Annotated in this window: 14 protein-coding genes; 11 read left to right on the top strand and 3 right to left on the bottom strand. The window is 61.5% G+C overall.

Annotation, left to right across the window (positions count from 1 at the left end; all coding sequences use genetic code 11):
* Positions 1–12: 12 nt before the first annotated feature.
* Positions 13–1,641, bottom strand: coding sequence for a pyoverdine maturation tyrosinase PvdP (gene pvdP / locus AC6CIA_RS08440; RefSeq protein WP_498311471.1), 1,629 nt, complete (start codon positions 1,639–1,641; stop codon positions 13–15).
* A gap of 188 nt (positions 1,642–1,829) precedes the next feature.
* Between pvdP and pvdM the strand changes: the two genes are divergently transcribed.
* The 5 genes from pvdM to AC6CIA_RS08465 all read left to right on the top strand — a co-directional run bounded on the left by pvdM (position 1,830) and on the right by AC6CIA_RS08465 (position 9,764).
* Positions 1,830–3,179, top strand: coding sequence for a pyoverdine-tailoring dipeptidase-like protein PvdM (pvdM, locus tag AC6CIA_RS08445; RefSeq protein ID WP_498311472.1), 1,350 nt, complete (start codon positions 1,830–1,832; stop codon positions 3,177–3,179).
* Positions 3,180–3,214: 35 nt separating this feature from the next.
* Positions 3,215–4,498: a pyoverdine-tailoring periplasmic protein PvdN gene (gene pvdN, locus AC6CIA_RS08450; protein WP_498311473.1), complete on the top strand. Its 1,284-nt coding sequence runs from the start codon at positions 3,215–3,217 to the stop codon at positions 4,496–4,498.
* A 40-nt stretch (positions 4,499–4,538) separates the two neighbouring features.
* On the top strand, positions 4,539–5,426 hold the full coding sequence (locus AC6CIA_RS08455) for a formylglycine-generating enzyme family protein (protein WP_498311474.1): 888 nt from the start codon (positions 4,539–4,541) through the stop codon (positions 5,424–5,426).
* Between the two features lie 104 nt (positions 5,427–5,530).
* Positions 5,531–7,180, top strand: coding sequence for a cyclic peptide export ABC transporter (locus AC6CIA_RS08460; RefSeq protein ID WP_498311475.1), 1,650 nt, complete (start codon positions 5,531–5,533; stop codon positions 7,178–7,180).
* 145 nt (positions 7,181–7,325) lie between these two features.
* A complete protein-coding gene (locus AC6CIA_RS08465; RefSeq protein ID WP_498311476.1) occupies positions 7,326–9,764 on the top strand; it encodes a TonB-dependent siderophore receptor in 2,439 nt (812 codons plus the stop codon).
* A 75-nt stretch (positions 9,765–9,839) separates the two neighbouring features.
* Here the strand turns inward: AC6CIA_RS08465 and AC6CIA_RS08470 are convergent, their stop codons facing one another.
* Positions 9,840–11,021 (bottom strand): MFS transporter, encoded by a 1,182-nt coding sequence (locus AC6CIA_RS08470; protein WP_498311477.1) that lies wholly within the window; start codon positions 11,019–11,021, stop codon positions 9,840–9,842.
* Positions 11,022–11,163: 142 nt separating this feature from the next.
* Here AC6CIA_RS08470 and AC6CIA_RS08475 point away from each other — a divergent pair, with 142 nt between their 5' ends.
* The 5 genes from AC6CIA_RS08475 to AC6CIA_RS08495 all read left to right on the top strand — a co-directional run bounded on the left by AC6CIA_RS08475 (position 11,164) and on the right by AC6CIA_RS08495 (position 16,112).
* Complete coding sequence (locus AC6CIA_RS08475; protein ID WP_498311478.1) at positions 11,164–11,751, top strand: TetR/AcrR family transcriptional regulator; 588 nt, start codon at positions 11,164–11,166, stop codon at positions 11,749–11,751.
* 166 nt (positions 11,752–11,917) lie between these two features.
* Positions 11,918–12,718, top strand: a complete 801-nt coding sequence (locus AC6CIA_RS08480; protein ID WP_498311479.1) for a glucose 1-dehydrogenase — start codon at positions 11,918–11,920, stop codon at positions 12,716–12,718.
* Complete coding sequence (locus tag AC6CIA_RS08485) at positions 12,711–14,537, top strand: glycoside hydrolase family 15 protein (protein ID WP_498311480.1); 1,827 nt, start codon at positions 12,711–12,713, stop codon at positions 14,535–14,537. The genes AC6CIA_RS08480 and AC6CIA_RS08485 overlap by 8 nt, the downstream gene beginning before the upstream one ends.
* Positions 14,538–14,586: 49 nt before the next feature.
* Positions 14,587–15,183 carry a GNAT family N-acetyltransferase gene (locus AC6CIA_RS08490; RefSeq protein WP_498311481.1) on the top strand — a complete coding sequence of 199 codons (597 nt, stop codon included), beginning with the start codon at positions 14,587–14,589 and terminating at the stop codon, positions 15,181–15,183.
* A complete protein-coding gene (locus tag AC6CIA_RS08495) occupies positions 15,180–16,112 on the top strand; it encodes an alpha/beta fold hydrolase (RefSeq protein WP_498311482.1) in 933 nt (310 codons plus the stop codon). Before AC6CIA_RS08490 ends, AC6CIA_RS08495 begins: the two co-directional genes overlap by 4 nt.
* Here the strand turns inward: AC6CIA_RS08495 and AC6CIA_RS08500 are convergent.
* Positions 16,082–17,050, bottom strand: a complete 969-nt coding sequence (locus AC6CIA_RS08500; RefSeq protein WP_498311483.1) for a GlxA family transcriptional regulator — start codon at positions 17,048–17,050, stop codon at positions 16,082–16,084. The two genes, AC6CIA_RS08495 and AC6CIA_RS08500, sit on opposite strands and share 31 nt — an antisense overlap.
* A gap of 89 nt (positions 17,051–17,139) precedes the next feature.
* Here AC6CIA_RS08500 and AC6CIA_RS08505 point away from each other — a divergent pair, with 89 nt between their 5' ends.
* Positions 17,140–17,820 (top strand): DJ-1/PfpI family protein, encoded by a 681-nt coding sequence (locus AC6CIA_RS08505; RefSeq protein WP_498311484.1) that lies wholly within the window; start codon positions 17,140–17,142, stop codon positions 17,818–17,820.
* The last annotated feature ends 252 nt before the right edge of the window (positions 17,821–18,072 follow it).

Genomic DNA, 18,072 nt, shown 5'->3' on the forward strand with positions numbered 1-18,072 from the left:
CCCGTTTCACGGCTACAGCGTCCGCTCCCTGACCTTCAGATGCCGCGCATACCAGGGGCGCCTGGGCACCTTGCGCAACAGCGGGGTGAGCTGGTCGTCGTCAGCAGCAAAGGTGATACGCAGCGCCAGCTTCATGGTTTCCGGATCCATCTCCACTGACTTACCCATCTGCAACCCCGGTGTGGTGCTGCAACCGTGAGTCACCGGACCGAGCCAGGGGTCCGCCACTTCCACCCAGCGTCCCGGCGCGAACCAGGGCACGCCATTGACCTCGAGGCGACTGACTGTACCTGGGTGAAAACGCTCGTGCGCACGAAACCAGTCCTCGATACGGTCATCGATCCAGCCATGGAAATACCAGAACACCGGATTCACATGCGAAGAAAACGGATCACCGAGAAAGTCGTTTTGCGCCGTGTACCAACGACCGGCGAAGTCCGCCGGGTCGCGAGCGAACGGCACCGGGGCGCCGTTGGACGGGTCCCGCGGTACCGAGGCCCAGCGCATGTGCAGCCAATCGTGCAGCCCCAGCTCGACCTCCGAGCCAAACTGGCCCAGGGTGAGTTTCGCCAGATAACGCGGATCGCGGTACCGCGATTCCCAGACCTGGAAATTGCTGTGGTAGGTCTCGGTCGCCTTGATATCGCTGACCCATTGGGTGTAGTCGCTATCACCACTGGCCAGCCAGGTGGGCGGAAGTGCAAAGCCATCGTGATTGTCGAAGTAGCGGGCAAACCCCTGGCGGTCACGCTCAAGCTCCGGTTGCGGCGCAGGGAAACGCGGCCAGGACGGCAGGTCCTGCATCGAGCGCGCCGTCCCCAGCATGTGCCGATGCATGAAAAAGAAGTCGATCCCCGAACCGTTGCGGTCCTTGCGCGGACCACGCGCATCGCGCTCCTTATCCCGTGGCCCGGGCTGCCAGCCAATGCCGCGCAAGGCGTCACGCTTGTCTTCGGCCAGCTTGTGCCACTGGTCGCGAGAGGCGTGCCAGAGCTGGTGAAACAGGCGATGTTCAGGAGCGATCAACCAGGCCATCAATGTCGCATTCAAACCGATACGTTCCCGAGCTTCGGGAAACAGTTGCTTGATGGCAACAAAGCGGCTGTCTTGTTCGGGCAGCGCCAAAGGTCGGTCCAGGCGCAGGATGTGCCCGCTGAGGGTGCCGCTGCCAGCATTGCCAAACTCCGCCCAGACCTCATCCAAGGTCATTTTCAGTTCATGGGTCGGCGCGCCGCCAGGCGTCTCGCGGTCGATCAGCCGCCAATACAGCTCGGATGCATTGCCTGGCGCCAGATCGCCCATCACCTGATAACGCGGCTCGGCGTCGCCACGCAGCTGTTCGGCGGTGCCCAGGTAACCCCGCAGCCCGCGCCCGCGCGGGGCAATATCAAGAAACAACTCCAGCCCTTCAAGCGGCAGGCCGTCGAGGCCAGCCTCGCGACCTTCCAGACGCAGGCTCCAGACACCTCGCAAGGAGTCGGCAAGGCGCTGACCGACGGTGTCGGCCAGATCGACAGTCGCTTCCTCCGGCGTCACCGGGAACTCTTCACGCGTCAACTCGCGATGGGCATAAAAGGCCGCGGGCACTGCAGCGCCCGTCAGCGCCAGGCCTGCAATGAACCCTCGTCGAGAAATCGTCATTTTCCTACCTGCATTGTCCCGCCTGAAAACAGCCATGAAGCAGGCTTTATCCAAGCTAGAACGTTTGTTGCGGGGGGAAATTTACCGCCACGGACCAGGTGCCTAAATTTTTCTCCGCAGCGCTCGTTCTTCCCAGATAGCGAAGGCCCTTGCGCCTGCACTTCGACGGCGAACTGATTGAGATGGCAATGACAAAACCACGTTCGAGAAAGGCTCTCTACATTGGCCTGCCGCTGGCACTCGCCATGGGCGCCGGGGCCGGCTTTCTGGCCTGGGATCACTGGTTCAGGGGCAACGCCGGTTACCCACTGGAGGTGATCAAGCACGCCAATGAAATGCAGGATCGCTTGCTGTCCTTCGACAGCCACATCTCGGTGCCGCTGAATTTCGGGACCCACGGCCACGAAGCCGACAAGGATGGCGATAGCCAGTTCGACCTGGTCAAGGCCAACCGTGGGCGCCTGTCCGGGGCCGCTCTGACCATTTTCGGCTGGCCCGAAATGTGGAACGGCGCCAATGCCCCTCATCGCCCGACCGCAGGCTTTGTCGAGGAGGCGCGCAACCAGCAGGAGGTGCGCTACAAAATCATTTCCGGAATGGTCCGCGACTTCCCCAATCAGGTGGCCATCGCCTACACCCCGGACGACTTCCGACGCCTGCACGGCGAAGGCAAGTTCGCCATTTTCATCAGCATGCTCAACGCCTACCCACTGGGCAGCGACCTCAACCTGTTGGACATGTGGGCCGCACGCGGCATGCGCATGTTCGGTTTCAGCTATATCGGCAATAACAGCTGGGCCGACTCCTCACGCCCGCTGCCGTTCTTCAACGATTCCCCTGATGCTCTCAACGGCCTGTCGGACATCGGCCAACAGGCCGTGCAGCGGCTCAATGACCTGGGGGTAATCATCGACGTCTCGCAGATGTCGACCAAGGCCCTGGAACAAGTCGCGCAACTGAGTCGTACACCGATGGTGGCCTCGCACTCGGCACCACGGGCCTTCGTCGACATCCCGCGCAATCTCTCCGACAAAGAGATGCAACTGATCAAGAACAGCGGCGGCGTGGTCCAGGTGGTGGGGTTCTCCCAATACCTGCGTCCACTGACCCAACCTACCCAGGACAAGCTCAACACCCTGCGTGCGCGTTTCGACCTGCCGCCGTTGCCGAACCTGGCCATGGCGCTGATGCCAGGCGACCCGATCATCTCCGCCTGGTCCGAACAGAAGTTCGGCCAATACGCCAGCGGCCTGTATTCGATCCTTGAAGAAGAGCCCAAGGCCAGCCTCAAGGACTACGGCGACGCCATCGACTACACCGTGCGCAAGATCGGTATCGACCACGTCGGCATTGCCTCCGACTTCAACGAAGGGGGCGGGGTCAAGAACTGGGACAACGTCGGTGAGATTCGCAACGTGACCGCCGAACTGATTTCCCGGGGTTACTCCGAAGCCGACATCGCCAAACTGTGGGGAGGCAACTTCCTGCGGGTCTGGGAGCAGGTGCAAGCAGCCGCCAGGCCGGTGGCCGAGCGCTGATTACCTTCCCTTTTGCCGACAAGTGAACCGAGCACATGACTGATCGCCGCACGTTTCTCAAACAGGCCGGGGTACTCGCCGCCGGTCTTCCGCTGGGCACCGCCGTGCTGAATCAGCACGCCTTGGCGAATACACCACCGCCCGTGCCCGAGGGAAAATGGGCGCAATTGCGCCAGTTATTCACCCAAGACCCGGACTACATCCACTTTTCCAATTTCCTGGTCACCTCCCACCCCAAGCCCGTGCGCGACGCAATCGATCTGCACCGCGCACGGATAGACCGCAACCCCGGCCTGGCCATGGACTGGGACTTGCAGGAAGCCTGGAAACGCGAAGCCGAGGTGCGTGACTGGGCCGGCCGCTACCTGCAAGCAAAACCGGGGCAGATAGCCTTGACCGGCAGCACCACCGAAGGGCTGGCGATGATCTACGGCGGCATACATGTGCGCCCGGATCAAGAGATTCTGACCACGGTCCACGAGCATTACTCCACCGAATTCACCCTCGATTACCGGATGCGGAAGGAAGGCACCCAGGTCCGCAAGATCAAGCTGTTCAAGGACGCCCAGCGGATTTCGGTGGATGAAGTACTCAGCGCGATCAAAAGCCATATCCGCCCCAACACCCGGGTGCTGGGTATGACCTGGGTGCAATCGGGCAGCGGCGTGAAACTGCCCATCGGCGAAATCGGCAAGCTGGTGGAAGAGTTCAACCGCAGTCGCGACGAGAAAGACCGCATCCTCTACGTGGTCGACGGTGTCCACGGCTTCGGCGTCGAGGACCTGAGCTTTGCGCAGATGCACTGTGATTTCTTCATCGCCGGCACCCACAAGTGGATGTTCGGACCACGGGGGACCGGGATCATCTGCGCCCGCTCCGAGGAACTCAAGGACGTGACGCCGACAGTGCCGACCTTCTCCGAAGACACCAACTTTGCCACCACTATGTCCCCTGGCGGCTACCACGCCTTCGAACATCGCTGGGCCTTGAACGAAGCCTTCAAGCTGCACCTGCAACTCGGCAAAGCCGAGGTGCAGGCCCGTATCCATGGGCTCAACAGTGACTTGAAGGAGCGCCTGCAGGCCCACCGGCAGATCGAACTCGTGACGCCCACCAGCCCCGAGCTATCGGCAGGCTTCACCTTCTTCCGGGTCAAGCAGCAAAACAGCGACCAAGTCGCTGCCTATCTCATGGAAAACCGAGTGGTCTGCGACGCGGTGCACCGCGACGCCGGGCCGGTGATCCGCACCGCACCGGGATTGCTGAACAGCGAGATCGAAGTCGAGCGTTTCATGACGTTGCTTGGCAAAAAACTCTGATGCCGCCGTTGAGCACCGATTACTTCTATCGAGACGACTTATGACCTCCACTCCCACTACCGCGACGCGTTCCCTGAAGGCCTTGGCGGCGCTGGCCGCCGCCCTCTGCCTGCAGCCAGGCCTGGCTGCAGCTGCAACCACGACACCGCAGCCGGGCAAGGTCTTCAAAGACTGCAAGGATTGCCCGGAAATGGTCGTGTTGCCGGCAGGTACCTTCACCATGGGCTCCCCGGACGCTGAAGTCGGCCACGAGCCTGACGAAAGCCCGCAGCATCCAGTGACTTTTGCCAAGCCCTTCGCCATCAGCCGCTTCCAGGTACTGGCCAGCGAGTTCAATGCCTATCAGAACGAAACCGGCGCCCGCCTCGATGACTTCGATGTACGCCCCGGCCGCCGCTGCACCAATGGCAAACCGAGCTACCCGCAAAAGTCGCAGCAGCCCGCGGTATGCATGAACCTGGCCGAAGCCCAGGCTTATATTGCCTGGCTGTCGAATAAAACCGGCAAGCAATACCGCCTGGTGAGCGAAGCGGTGCGCGAGTACGCCGCTCGCGGCGGCAGCCCTGGCCCCTTTCCGTTCCCCTTCGATGAAGGCCAGAACTACCAGATCTCCAAACACGCCAACACTTACGGCCCGGCCGACGGCTATACCTACACCAACCCGGCCAAGGCCTTTGCGCCCAACGCCTTTGGTGTTTACAACATGCACGGCAACGTCTCCGAATGGGTTGCCGATTGCTATCACCCGAATTACCTCGGCGCCCCTGCTGACGGCAGTGCCTGGGTCGAGAAGAACTGCGAGCTGCAGAGCATTCGCGGCAACGACTACCTCGAAGCGCCGGTCTTCTCGCGCTCCGGCAACCGCAACAACATGTACCCCAACGAGAGCGGTGACTGGCTGGGCTTTCGCGTAGAACGCGACCTCTGATCCGGCCAGCGGACCGCGGTCTTGCGCGGTCCTTTAAATAAACTGCCTGGCCATTCGTTTTCGTGAGTAGCGGCCCTACGTTCTTCTCCTGACAGGAAACCTCAATGAACAAGCCAACACGCGGGGCTATCAAAGAACTGCTCGCCCTGCTCAAGCCCTTCCGCCTGATCGTCTGCCTCTCCATTGTGCTCGGCATGATCGGCGGCCTGAGCGTCACCGTGTTGCTGGCCACGATCAACAATGCCCTGCACGCCCCCGAGGGCCTGACCCAGACCGTCATCGCAGTGTTCGCCGGCCTATGCCTGCTGGCGCTGGCCAGTTCGATCCTCTCGGACATCGGCACTAACTATGTGGGCCAGCACATCATTGCCAGGCTACGTAAGGAGCTGGGAGAAAAGGTCCTGTCGACCCCCATCGAGCAGATTGAACGCTATCGCACTCATCGCTTGATTCCGGTGCTGACCCATGACGTCGACACCATCAGCGACTTTGCCTTTGCCTTCGCCCCGCTGGCGATTTCCCTGACCGTGACCCTCGGTTGCCTGGGCTACCTGGCAATGCTGTCGTGGCCGATGTTCGTGATGATACTGGTCGCTATCGGTATCGGCAGCGTGGTCCAGTCGATCGCCCGGGCCCGTGGTATCAAGGGTTTCATCGCCGCGCGCGAAGCAGAAGACGAATTGCAAAAGCACTACAACGCGATTGCTGAAGGTGCCAAGGAACTGCGCATTCACCGGCCCCGCCGCCAACGCATGTTCACCCTCGGGATCCAGCGTACCGCCAACGCCATTCGCGACACCCAGATCAGCTCGATCAACACCTTTATCATCGCCAAGAGCTTCGGCTCGATGCTGTTCTTCGTGGTCATCGGGCTGGCCTTGACCCTGCAATCGCAATGGCCAAGCGCCGACAACACGGTCATGAGCGGCTTCGTACTGGTACTGCTGTACATGAAAGGCCCGCTGGAACACCTGATCGGCACCTTGCCGATCATCAGCCGCGCACAGATCGCCTTCCGGCGTATCGCGCAACTGGGCGAACAGTTTTCCTCACCCGAGCCGTACTTGCTGCTCAGCGACAAGGGCGCGCCTGCTACTCCCGTGACGACTCTGGAGCTGAACAATGTCAGCTACACGTTCCCGGCCACCGAGGGCAGCGCACCCTTCCGTCTTGGCCCGGTGAACCTGAAGATCAACCAGGGCGACATCACCTTTATCGTCGGCGAGAACGGTTGCGGCAAAACGACGCTGATCAAATTGCTGCTGGGGCTGTATGCGCCGCAACAGGGCGAGATCACGCTCAATGGCGCCACGATCGATGCGACCAACCGCGATGACTACCGTCAATTGTTCACCACGATTTTTGCCGACTATTACTTGTTCGATGACATTGTCCAGGGTGACCAACACCTCCCGGACGACGCCAACCGTTATCTGGAACGCCTGGAAATCGCCCACAAGGTCAGCGTGCGCGACGGCAATTTCACCACCACCGACCTGTCCACGGGCCAGCGCAAACGCCTGGCGCTGGTCAACGCCTGGATGGAAGAGCGTCCGGTCCTGGTATTCGACGAGTGGGCGGCGGACCAGGACCCGACCTTCCGCCGGATTTTCTACACCGAACTGCTGCCGGACCTCAAACGCCTGGGCAAGACGATCATCGTGATCTCCCATGACGACCGTTATTTCGATATCGCCGACCAACTGGTGCGCATGGAAAGCGGCCGGGTCATGACCCAGGCGCAACCCGCGTGAGGGCACGCTGAAAAAAGTTGCGCGACGCTTCCGTTTTTCTTCACCCCCAACGTCTTAATAAGAATTATCTGCCTCCTATTCACAAGGTAAAAAAATGACAAGGCCAGTTCCTCGACCAATGAATCCGTATGTCAAAGCCTTTCTTATGTCTCACGCCCTGAGCAAGCGCTTCTCCCTCACCGCTCTCAACCTGGCGATGGCCATGGCCCTGCCCCTGGCGGCACATGCACAAGAGCAGGCGGTGGATTTCAATATTCCGCAACAGCCACTGGCCGATGCCCTGCGGACATTCGGCCAGCAGTCATCGGTACAGGTGCTGTACAGCCCGGATGATATTCAGGGGTTACGCAGCGCACGGCTCAACGGCAGGTTCAGTGCGCAGGAGGGACTGGCGAAGTTGTTGCAAAATACCGGCGTCAGTTACAGCTTCCAGGGTAATTCGGCGAGCATCAGCCGCAAAACCGGGGATGCCATGGAGCTGGCTACAACCACTGTCGTCGGTCAATCCGGCCTGGGCGTCAACACTGAAAACACGCGTTCCTACACCACCGGCGCGGTGACCATCGGCAAGAGCGAACGCAGCCTCAAAGAGATACCGCAAACCGTTACGGTACTGACTGCGCAACGTATCAAGGACCAAAACATCACCACCCTCAACGACGTCTACGGCCTCGTGCCAGGGGTGGTCACCTATGGCGCCCTCAACGGCGACAACCAACCGTACGCCCGTGGCTTCGAGATCGACAACTTCCAGGTCAACGGCATTCCGATCCCGGCCGGCACCAGCACCGGTATCAGCTCGCTGAACTGGTCAGACCTGATCTCCTATGAACGCGTGGAAGTACTCAAGGGCTCGGCCGGACTGTTCCAGGGCGCGGGTTCGCCAGGTGGCGCGATCAATCTGGTGCGCAAGCGCGCCGGTGGCGACTTCAAGCTGAGCACCGTCACCCAGGCCGGGACCTGGGACAGTTACCGCCAGGAAGTCGATGTGCAAGGCGCACTCAACGAAGAAAAAACCCTGCGCGGTCGCCTGGCGACCTCCTACAGCACGCGCCATTACTTCTATGACGGCGGCAAGAGCAAGCGGGCATCGACCTATGGCGTACTGGAGTTCGACCTCAACCCGGATACCTTGCTGAGCGCCGGCTTCACTTATCAGAATGCCGATAACCGCTCGACCATGGACTGGGGCCTGCCGGGCTACAAGGACGGCTCGAAGATCGACTTCAAACGCTCGACCAACCTCAGCTCGCCGTCGGACTATAACGACGTCGAGTCGACCCAGTACTTCTTCGAAGCCAAACATCAGCTCAACGACGACTGGAAAGCCACCCTGGCCACCAACTACACCCGCTTCAACCTGGATGCCCTGTACAGCAACACCGGCGGCCAGATCGACCCGGTCGACAACTCGGGGGCCTACAACTGGGCCGAGGGTCGTGGCGAAAACAACTACCAGTACAACACCGACCTGTTCGTCAACGGCAATTTCGACATGCTGGGCCATCGCAGCGAAGCGATCCTGGGCGCCAATATCTCCCACAGCAAGCGGGTCGCCGGGCGTTATAACGTGACCGACCACAAGGGTGCCTACGATTTTATCCCGGACATTCTGAATTTCATTCCACCCAAATACGAGCGCACCGACAAGTACCGCACCACCACCTCGACCCTGGACCAGCAAGGCCTGTACGGTTCGCTGCGGGTCAATGTGTTCGAGCCGCTGGACGTGATCGTCGGCGCGCGTGTCAGTTGGTGGGATTACAAGCAGGACATGCTCAACGAAACGAACGGCCGACACACCAAGAGCGACATGCAAACCAATGCCAAGGTGGTACCGTTCTATGGCCTGGTCTATGCGCTGAACCCCAACTGGTCGGCGTACGCCAGCTACGCGGAAATTTTCACCCCGCAACTCAACGTCGAAACCGCTGCGGGCAATGCCTTGACACCGCGCTCGGGTGATACCTACGAACTGGGCCTCAAGGGCGAGTTCTACGACGGTACGCTGAACACCAACTTCGCGCTCTTTCGCACCACCTACTCCGGCCTTGCCCAGCGCGACCCTAACCAGCCAACCACCTGCAATTGCTATGTGGCAGGTGGCAAGGTCCGCGCCCAGGGCTTCGAAGCCGAGATCACTGGCAGGGTCATGCCCGGCCTGGAGCTGACCGCGGGCTACACCTTCAACACCAGCAAGTACGTCAAGAACCCGAACAACCCGGACCTGGAAGACACCACATTCCAGACGTCCATGCCCGAACACATGCTGCGTGCCTGGGCCAACTATCAGTTGCACGGTGAATACTCGAAGTGGCAAGTGGGTGCGGGCACTACCATCCAGAGCGGCGTTTATGGTCGCCATGTGGGGGGCAACGTCGGCACCGGGATCAAGAATGAGACGGGTGGCTACGCAATCTACAGCGCGCGCGTGGGCTACGACGTGACCAAGAACGTCAATCTGGCGGTCAATATCGAAAACATCTTTGACCGCACGTATTACTCGCAGACGGGCACCATCGAGAGCAACAGCTACTACGGCAACCCGCGCAACCTGATGTTCACCATGCGCACCAACTTCTAAGCACTGCCGCGTCCCGGACAGGCACCCTGCCTGTCCGGACTTTGCCTTCTCGTCGCGCCTGCGGCGTTCGGACTGTCACCCCGCGCAGGGCTGACTTTTTACACCGGGGCCCAAGCACCGTTCGCCCAGCAGCCCCGCCACCAGCGCCACCCAGAACCCGCTGGGAGCGCCGAAGCGGTCGATCATCCAACCACAACTCGCGGCGCCAATTGCCACGCCGATGCTCAGGCCAGTGATCAGCCAGGTCATGCCTTCGGTCAGGCGACTGGGCGGTACCACGCGCTCCACCAGGGCCATGCAAACGATGAGCGTGGGGGCGAAAAACATCCCGGCAAAGAACACCGCCAGCGAGAGTCCGAGAATGTCCACTGCCAGCAGCAAGGGCAGCGTGGTCAGCGCCGTGGCCAAGCCACAGAACAGGAGCTGCCGAGGTAAAGACATGTTCAACTTGAGGGCACCGAATGCCAGGCCGGCCAGGCACGAACCAATGGCATACACCGACAGCACGATGCTTGCGGCAGCCGGCTGACCCTGGTGTTCGGCAAACGCAACGCTGGCCACATCCACGACCCCCACAATCGTGCCCATGGCCATCAACAGGATCATCAGCACCAACACCGAGGGTGAGGCGATCAGCCAGCGGTCATGATGATCGTGATGGGCGTGAACGGGTGGTTCAGTGTGTTTTTGCAGGACGAACGCGGTGACGCCCAGCGCCAGCAATAGCGTGCCTACCAGCGGACCCGCCTCGGGAAACAGTAATACACACAAGCCGACAGACAACGGCGGGCCGAAGATAAAGCACACCTCGTCCAGCACCGACTCCAGGGCAAATGCGGTTTGCAAGCGCGGCTGGCCCCGGTACAGCTCAGTCCAGCGCGCGCGTACCATGGCCGACATACTGGGCATGCAGCCGGCCAGCGCGGCAAAGATAAACAGGGTCCAGTCCGGTGCCTGCAGACGGCTGCAGAGCAACAGCAACAACAACGCCCCACCGCCCACGGCGGCGGCCACCGGCAAGACTCGACTCTGGCCGTAACGGTCAACCAGCCGCGAAACCTGAGGCGCACAAAAAGCCGTGGCCAAGGCAAAGGTCGCCGCCACCGCGCCGGCCAGAGCATAACCGCCGCGAACCTGGGACAACATGGTGATCAGTCCGATCCCAGTCATGGAGATCGGCATGCGGGCGAGCATGCCGGCCGCTACAAAAGCCCTGGATCCAGGCGCCTGAAACAGCTCGGCGTAGGGGTTTGCCATGGTGCGTAACCTCGTCCTGGTGCCCTGGCACTTGCTATCTGGTGCTATCAGGGCAAAATACATACGGTGCGTATGCGACAAATCATGCATAACATACGAGCCGTATGTCAATCACCCATCCATCTATTACGAGCGTTAATCCATGCCCCGAGCCCGTGCCGAGATGATCGAAGACACCCGCGCCCGGCTGATCGCCAGCGCCCGCCACGCGTTCGCCACCCAAGGCTACGCCAATACGTCGATGGATGACTTTACCGCCCGCGCGGGTCTGACACGTGGGGCGTTGTACCACCATTTTGGTGACAAGAAAGGTTTGCTGAGCGCAGTGGTTGCGCAACTCGATAGCGAAATGGATGCGCGCCTGCAGCACATTACCGACCAGGCCGATGAGCCCTGGCGCGGTTTTCGCGAACGCTGTCGCGCCTACCTGCGCATGGCCCAGGATCCGGAGATCCGCCGCATCGTGCTGCAAGATGCACCGGCGGTACTCGGGGATGCCGCATCCGCCAACCAACAGCAATGCATCGAGTCGCTGCGCCGGTTGCTCGATGTACTGATCCAGGCCGGCGTCATCGAACCCGCGCCCAGCCAGGCATTGGCCCGCCTGATCAACGGCAGTCTGGTGGACGCCGCGCTGTGGATTGCCCGCGACGACCAGGCGGGCGAGCGCCTGGAGCAAGCGCTGCAAGGCCTGGAGTTGTTGCTTCGCGGCTTGAAACCGCGAACCTGAATCAAGCGCGCCACGATAACCATGCCGCCAGCGCACACCACATGGCCACAGGCATTGCGATCATGAGGAGCGGTATAAACAGCTATCGTGGTATTGCAGACTAGGGATGAACTTGTGCGGTGCACCGTCAGTCAGCTGATGGGTGTCCCGAAAAAGGTCAGGTGATATGCACATCTCGTTGGATAAACAAGTGGCGCTGGTCACCGGCGCCAGTTCCGGCATCGGCGCGGGCGCCGCCAAGGCGTTGGCTGAAGCGGGGGCCGCGGTGGTGCTGAATTACCACCGCCAAGCCGCGCCCGCCGAGGCGTTGGCGACGCAGATCAACCAGGCCGGCGGGCGCGCGATCGCCATCGGTGCCGATGTGTCGAACGAAGCCGAGGTCGAACGCCTGTTTGCACAGACGCTGGAGGCATTCGGCCACCTGGATATCCTGGTGGCCAATTCCGGCCTGCAGAAAGACGCCGCCATCGCCGACATGTCGTTAGACGACTGGAACACCGTGATCGGCGTCAACCTCACCGGCCAGTTCCTCTGCGCACGCGCCGCACTGCGTATCTTCAACCGCCAGGGCCTGCGCCCCGGTGTGTCGCGGGCCGCCGGCAAAATCATCCACATGAGTTCGGTCCACCAGTTGATCCCGTGGGCCGGGCACGTCAATTACGCCGCGTCCAAGGGTGGCGTCGAGATGCTGATGCGCAGCCTTGCCCAGGAAGTCAGCGAGCAGCGGATTCGCGTCAACGGCATTGCACCGGGTGCCATTCGCACCGCAATCAATCGGGATGCCACGCAAGGCGATGCCGAACAAGCGCTGCTCAAACTGATTCCTTATGCCAGGGTCGGCGATGTCGAGGACGTCGCCAACGCCGTGGTCTGGCTGGCCAGCGATGCCTCCGACTACGTGGTCGGGAGCACCCTGTTTATTGACGGTGGCATGAGCCTTTATCCGGAGTTCCGTCACAATGGTTGATCTGAAGAACGAACCTCAAAGCGCGATTGATGCCCACGGCATTATCGGCGACATGCGCAGCGCCGCGCTGATCAACGACAAGGGCAGCGTCGATTTTTTCTGCTGGCCGGAATTCGACAGCCCGTCAATCTTTTGCTCGCTGCTGGACTCCCCCGCCGCCGGGATTTTTCAGTTGACCCCGGACCTGCCCGATGCCCGCCGGGAACAGATCTACCTGCCGGACACCAACGTCCTGCAAACCCGCTGGTTAAGCGATGCGGCGGTGGTGGAAATCACCGACCTGCTGAGCATCAGTGACGACGTCGACGACCTGCCGCTGTTGATTCGCCGGGTCCGGGTGATCAGCGGCAAAGCCACGCTGCACCTGCGCTGCGCGGTGCGCCACGATTACGCCCGGGCGCCGACCCGCGCCACGGCGGACAACGCCGATGTGTGCTTTTCGGCACCGAACCAGCCCGGTCTGCGCCTGGCCAGCAGTCACGCGTTGACGATTGAAGATGACGCCGCCGTCGCGCATTTCAGTCTGGAACAGGACCAGGGTGCCGAATTTGTCCTCGGCGGGATCGAGGACAGTCGCGTCGAGAGCTGCGGCACCGACCTGCGCCTGGAACGCACCCTGAAGTTCTGGCGCGGCTGGCTGGCCCAGTCCAACTACCGTGGCCGCTGGCGTGAAATGGTCAATCGTTCGGCGTTGGCCCTGAAACTGCTGACCTCGCGCAAACATGGCGCAATCCTCGCCGCCGCGACCTTTGGCCTGCCGGAAACACCCGGCGGCGAGCGCAACTGGGACTACCGCTATACGTGGATCCGCGACGCCTCGTTCACCGTTTACGCGTTCATGCGCCTGGGCTTCGTGCAGGAATCCAACGACTACATGCGCTGGCTGCGAGGACGCGTCAGCGACTGCTGCGGCCAGCCGATGAAGATCAATATCCTGTACGGGATCGATGGCCGCCAGGAGCTGCCGGAAACCGAACTGAAGCACCTCGCTGGCCACGGCGGCGCGCAGCCGGTGCGCATCGGTAACGGCGCCTGGGATCAGATTCAGCTGGATATTTTTGGCGAGCTGATGGATGCGGTGTACCTGGTCAACAAGTACGGTGAAGCCATCTCCCACGAAGGCTGGAAACATGCCGTGGAAGTGGTTGACCAAGTGTGTGAAACCTGGAATCAGAAGGACGTCGGCATCTGGGAAATGCGCGGCGAGTCGCATCACTTCCTGCACTCGCGCCTGATGTGCTGGGTGGCGCTGGACCGTGCCATCCGCCTGGCCTCCAAACGCTCGCTGCCGGCGCCATTCGCGCGCTGGGACCAGACCCGCCAGGCGATCTATGAAGACATCTGGAGCAACTTCTGGAACGCCGAACGCGGGCACTTTGTGCAACATATCGGCAGCACTAACCTCGACGGTTCAATGTTGCTGATGCCGCTGGTACGCTTCGTCGCGGCCACCGATCCGCGCTGGCTGTCGACCCTGGAGGCGATCCAGAAAACCCTGGTGCGTGACGGCATGGTCTACCGTTATCGCAACGACGACGACCAGATCGATGGTTTGCCAGGCACCGAGGGCGCGTTCACCGCGTGCTCCTTCTGGTACGTCGAATGCCTGGCACGCGCCGGCCAGGTGGAAAAGGCCCACCTGGAATTCGAGCAACTGCTGCGCTACGCCAATCCGCTGGGGTTATATGCCGAGGAGTTTGACAGCCAGGCACGCCATTTGGGCAATACCCCCCAGGCCTTGAGCCACTTGGCGCTGATCAGCGCGGCGACGTTTCTGGATCGCAAATTGAGCGGTGAAAAGACCGTCTGGCAACCCTGAAACAGGACGCGCACACTGGCGGGCCGCTTCGACGACAGCAAGGAACGCCATGAACACCTTCCCGATCCTGCACACCGAACGCTTGCGCTTGAGAGAGTTGGTCGCCGACGATGCACCGGTACTGTTCGAGATTTATCGCAATGCCGAAGCCATGCGTTGGTTTGGCATCGATCCCATGACCGAGCTTGCCCAGGCCCATGCATTGATAGCGACGTTTTCCCACTGGCGAACCCAGCCCAACCCGGGCACGCGCTGGGGGCTTGAGCATGACGGCAGATTGCTTGGCAGTTGCGGGCTGTTCAAGTGGAATCGTAGCTGGAACAGCTGTTCCCTGGCCTGTGAACTGGCGCCTTCGGCCTGGGGCAACGGGCTGATGAGCGAGGCGTTGCGCGCCATGCTCAAGTGGGGCTTTACCCAGATGCAACTGCACCGGGTCGAAGCCTTGGTACACCCACGCAATCGCGCCTGCCAAACGCTCCTCGGCCGCCTGGGCTTCACTCGGGAAGGCATGCTGCGCGAAGCGGGATTCTGGGACGGCCGCTATCAGGACCTGCAAATCTTTTCGTTGCTTTGCCATGAGTACAGCGCCGTCGGTTTCGGGCTAAAGTCCAGGCGCACTTCTGGTAGACACACGGAGTCGCGATGAATCCCACGATCCCGCTGTTTTACACGCGTACCCCGCTGCTCGATATCGCCTACGAAGCCCATGGCCCAGCCGGCGGCGAGGTGGTGATTCTGCTGCACGGGTTCCCCTACGACCCTCGCGGCTACGACGCGATTGCGCCGGCACTGGCGGAGCACGGCTATCGGGTGCTGGTGCCGTATCTGCGCGGTTATGGCCCGACCCGGTTTATCCACGCCGAGGTCATGCGTTCCGGTCAACAAGCCGCCCTGGCCAAGGACTTGCTGGACTTCATGGATGCGCTGTCCATCGACCGGGCCGCCCTCGCGGGTTATGACTGGGGCGGGCGTGCAGCCTGTATTGTCGCCGCGCTGTGGCCCGCGCGGGTACGCTGCCTGGTGACGGGCGATGGCTACAACATTCAGGATATTGCCCGGTCGACCCAGCCTCGGGCGCCAGTTACGGAACATCGGCTCTGGTACCAGTTTTACTTCCATACGCAACGGGGCGTCGATGGCTTGACCGCCAACCGCCGTGAGCTGTGTGAGTTGCTGTGGTCGCTTTGGTCGCCCTCCTGGGCCGCAGGACCCAGCCTGTACCCCGACACCGCGCCATCGTTCGATAACCCGGATTTCGTCGAGGTGGTGATTCACTCCTATCGCCATCGCTTCATGTATGCCGAAGGCGATCCGGCGTTGGAAGCGCTGGAACAAGCACTGGCGCAGCAGCCGCCGATTTCGGTGCCGAGCATTTCCCTGTGCGGAGCCGACGATGGCGTCGGCCCACCCTCCGAGGTGGATGATGACGTGGCGCACTTCAGCGGATTTTATCAACGACGAGTGCTCGCCGGGGTCGGCCACAATATTCCTCAGGAAGCCCCCCAGGCCACGCTTCAAGCGCTGTTTGAACTGCTCGAGCTGACTCAAGCCGGTGCCGAAAACCGTTCGCGATAAACCTGGGGCGTCACCGACAAGGCCCGCAGGAAACTACGGCGCATGGTTTCTTCGCAACCGAAACCACATTGCTGGGCGATACGCTTGATCGCCACGCCGCTGTCCGCCAGTTGCCGGCGCGCGGTTTCCACACGGATCAATTCCACGGCCCGGGCCGGGGTCTGGCCGGTTTCGGCGCGGTAGTGACGCACGAAGCTGCGCTCGCTCATGCCGGACTGCGCCGCCAGGGTCGGGATGCTCAGGTCCAGATTGAGGTTCTCGGCGATCCAGGCATGCAATTCGGTGAAACGGTTGCCGCCGTTTTGCAACGACAGGGTCACACTGAACTGCGATTGCCCGCCGGGACGCTTGAGAAACACCACCAGTTGCCGCGCCACGTCCAGGGCCGCCGCACGGCCGAGGTCATCTTCCACCAGCGCCAGGCACAGATCGATACCGGCAGTGACGCCCGCCGAGGTCCAGACCTTACCCTGGCGAATAAAGATCGGATTGGCTTCGACCCGCAGTTTCGGGTATTTGCGCGCCAACTCCGCGCAGCGGGTCCAGTGGGTCGCCACCCGACAGCCGTCCAACACGCCGCTGGCAGCCAGCAGGAAGGCACCGGTACACACCGACGCCGTACGCCGCGAACGGGCAGCCTTCAACCTGACCCAATCCACCAAACCTGAGTCTTCGGCCGCACCGTACACCCCCCAGCCGCCGGCGATCACCAACGTATCGCACGCCGCATCGGCCGCCGGCAGGGGCTCGGCCAGCAGGGCCAGACCGGCGGAAGTCATCACCGGTTCGGCCTGGGATGTGATCACATTCACCGCATAGGGAGACGGCAAACCTTGCTGGCGCGCCAGATCGTTGGCCGAAGCAAACACCTGCAAAGGCCCCGTGACATCAAGGACCTGCACATTCGGAAAAGCCAGCACATGAACGATTTTTGGCATGATTGGCGTAATAGGTGGGGTTAATGGCGTATTCGCCAAATCCTAGGTCACTAGAGTGAGGTCGTCCATCCCTTTTCAGGAGTTTCGCCATGACCTTGCATATCGGCTTTGTGTTGTTCCCCGGCATCCAGCAACTGGACCTCACCGGGCCTTACGACGTCCTGGCGTCGCTACCGGAGGTGAAACTGCACCTGATCTGGAAAGACCTGGCGGCGATCACCTCCAGCACCGGCCTGATCCTCTCCCCCACCATCACCTACGACAAATGCCCGGCGCTGGATGTAATCTGCGTACCGGGAGGGTCGGGGGTTGGGGCGCTGATGGAGGATGAGCAAACCCTGGACTTTCTCACCATGCAATCGCAGACCGCACGGTATGTGACGTCAGTCTGTACCGGCGCGCTGGTGCTCGGGGCGGCCGGCCTGTTGCGCGGGCGTCGAGCCACCACTCACTGGGCCTATCACGACATGCTGAGCACCCTGGGCGCGATCCCGGTGCAGGAACGCGTGGTGCGTGACGGTAATCTGTTCACGGGTGGAGGAATCACCGCGGGCATCGATTTTGCCCTGACGCTCGCGGCCGAGTTGTACGGCGAGGCCACCGCACAGTTGGTGCAATTGCAGCTCGAATATGCGCCGGCCCCGCCATTCAATGCGGGTCGGCCAGACACCGCGCCGGCGCAGGTGCTGGCAGAAGCCACCCTGCGCACCGGCGAATCGCGCAAAGCCCGTGGGCAAATCGCAGCGCGAGCGGCAGCCCGACTGGATTGAGAACCGCAGCCCGGTATTGACGGCGACCCCCCGCTCGGTCGCCGCGTCAATAATCCGCACCACCGCGTGAAGCACTTTGGCCTGAGCGTGCTCCCCAAAAGCCCCACCGCAGATAGCGCCCGTCAAGAAAACCTGCCTGCCGCGAACAACATCAAATAGCCATCACTCATTCTCGACAAATCTGAGCAGCCCCACAAACACGTCAACAAAACGTCATATCGATAGTATCTTATGAACTCAAATTAAACAAAA

The sequence above is a fragment of the Pseudomonas sp. GQ91 genome (assembly GCF_059758795.1).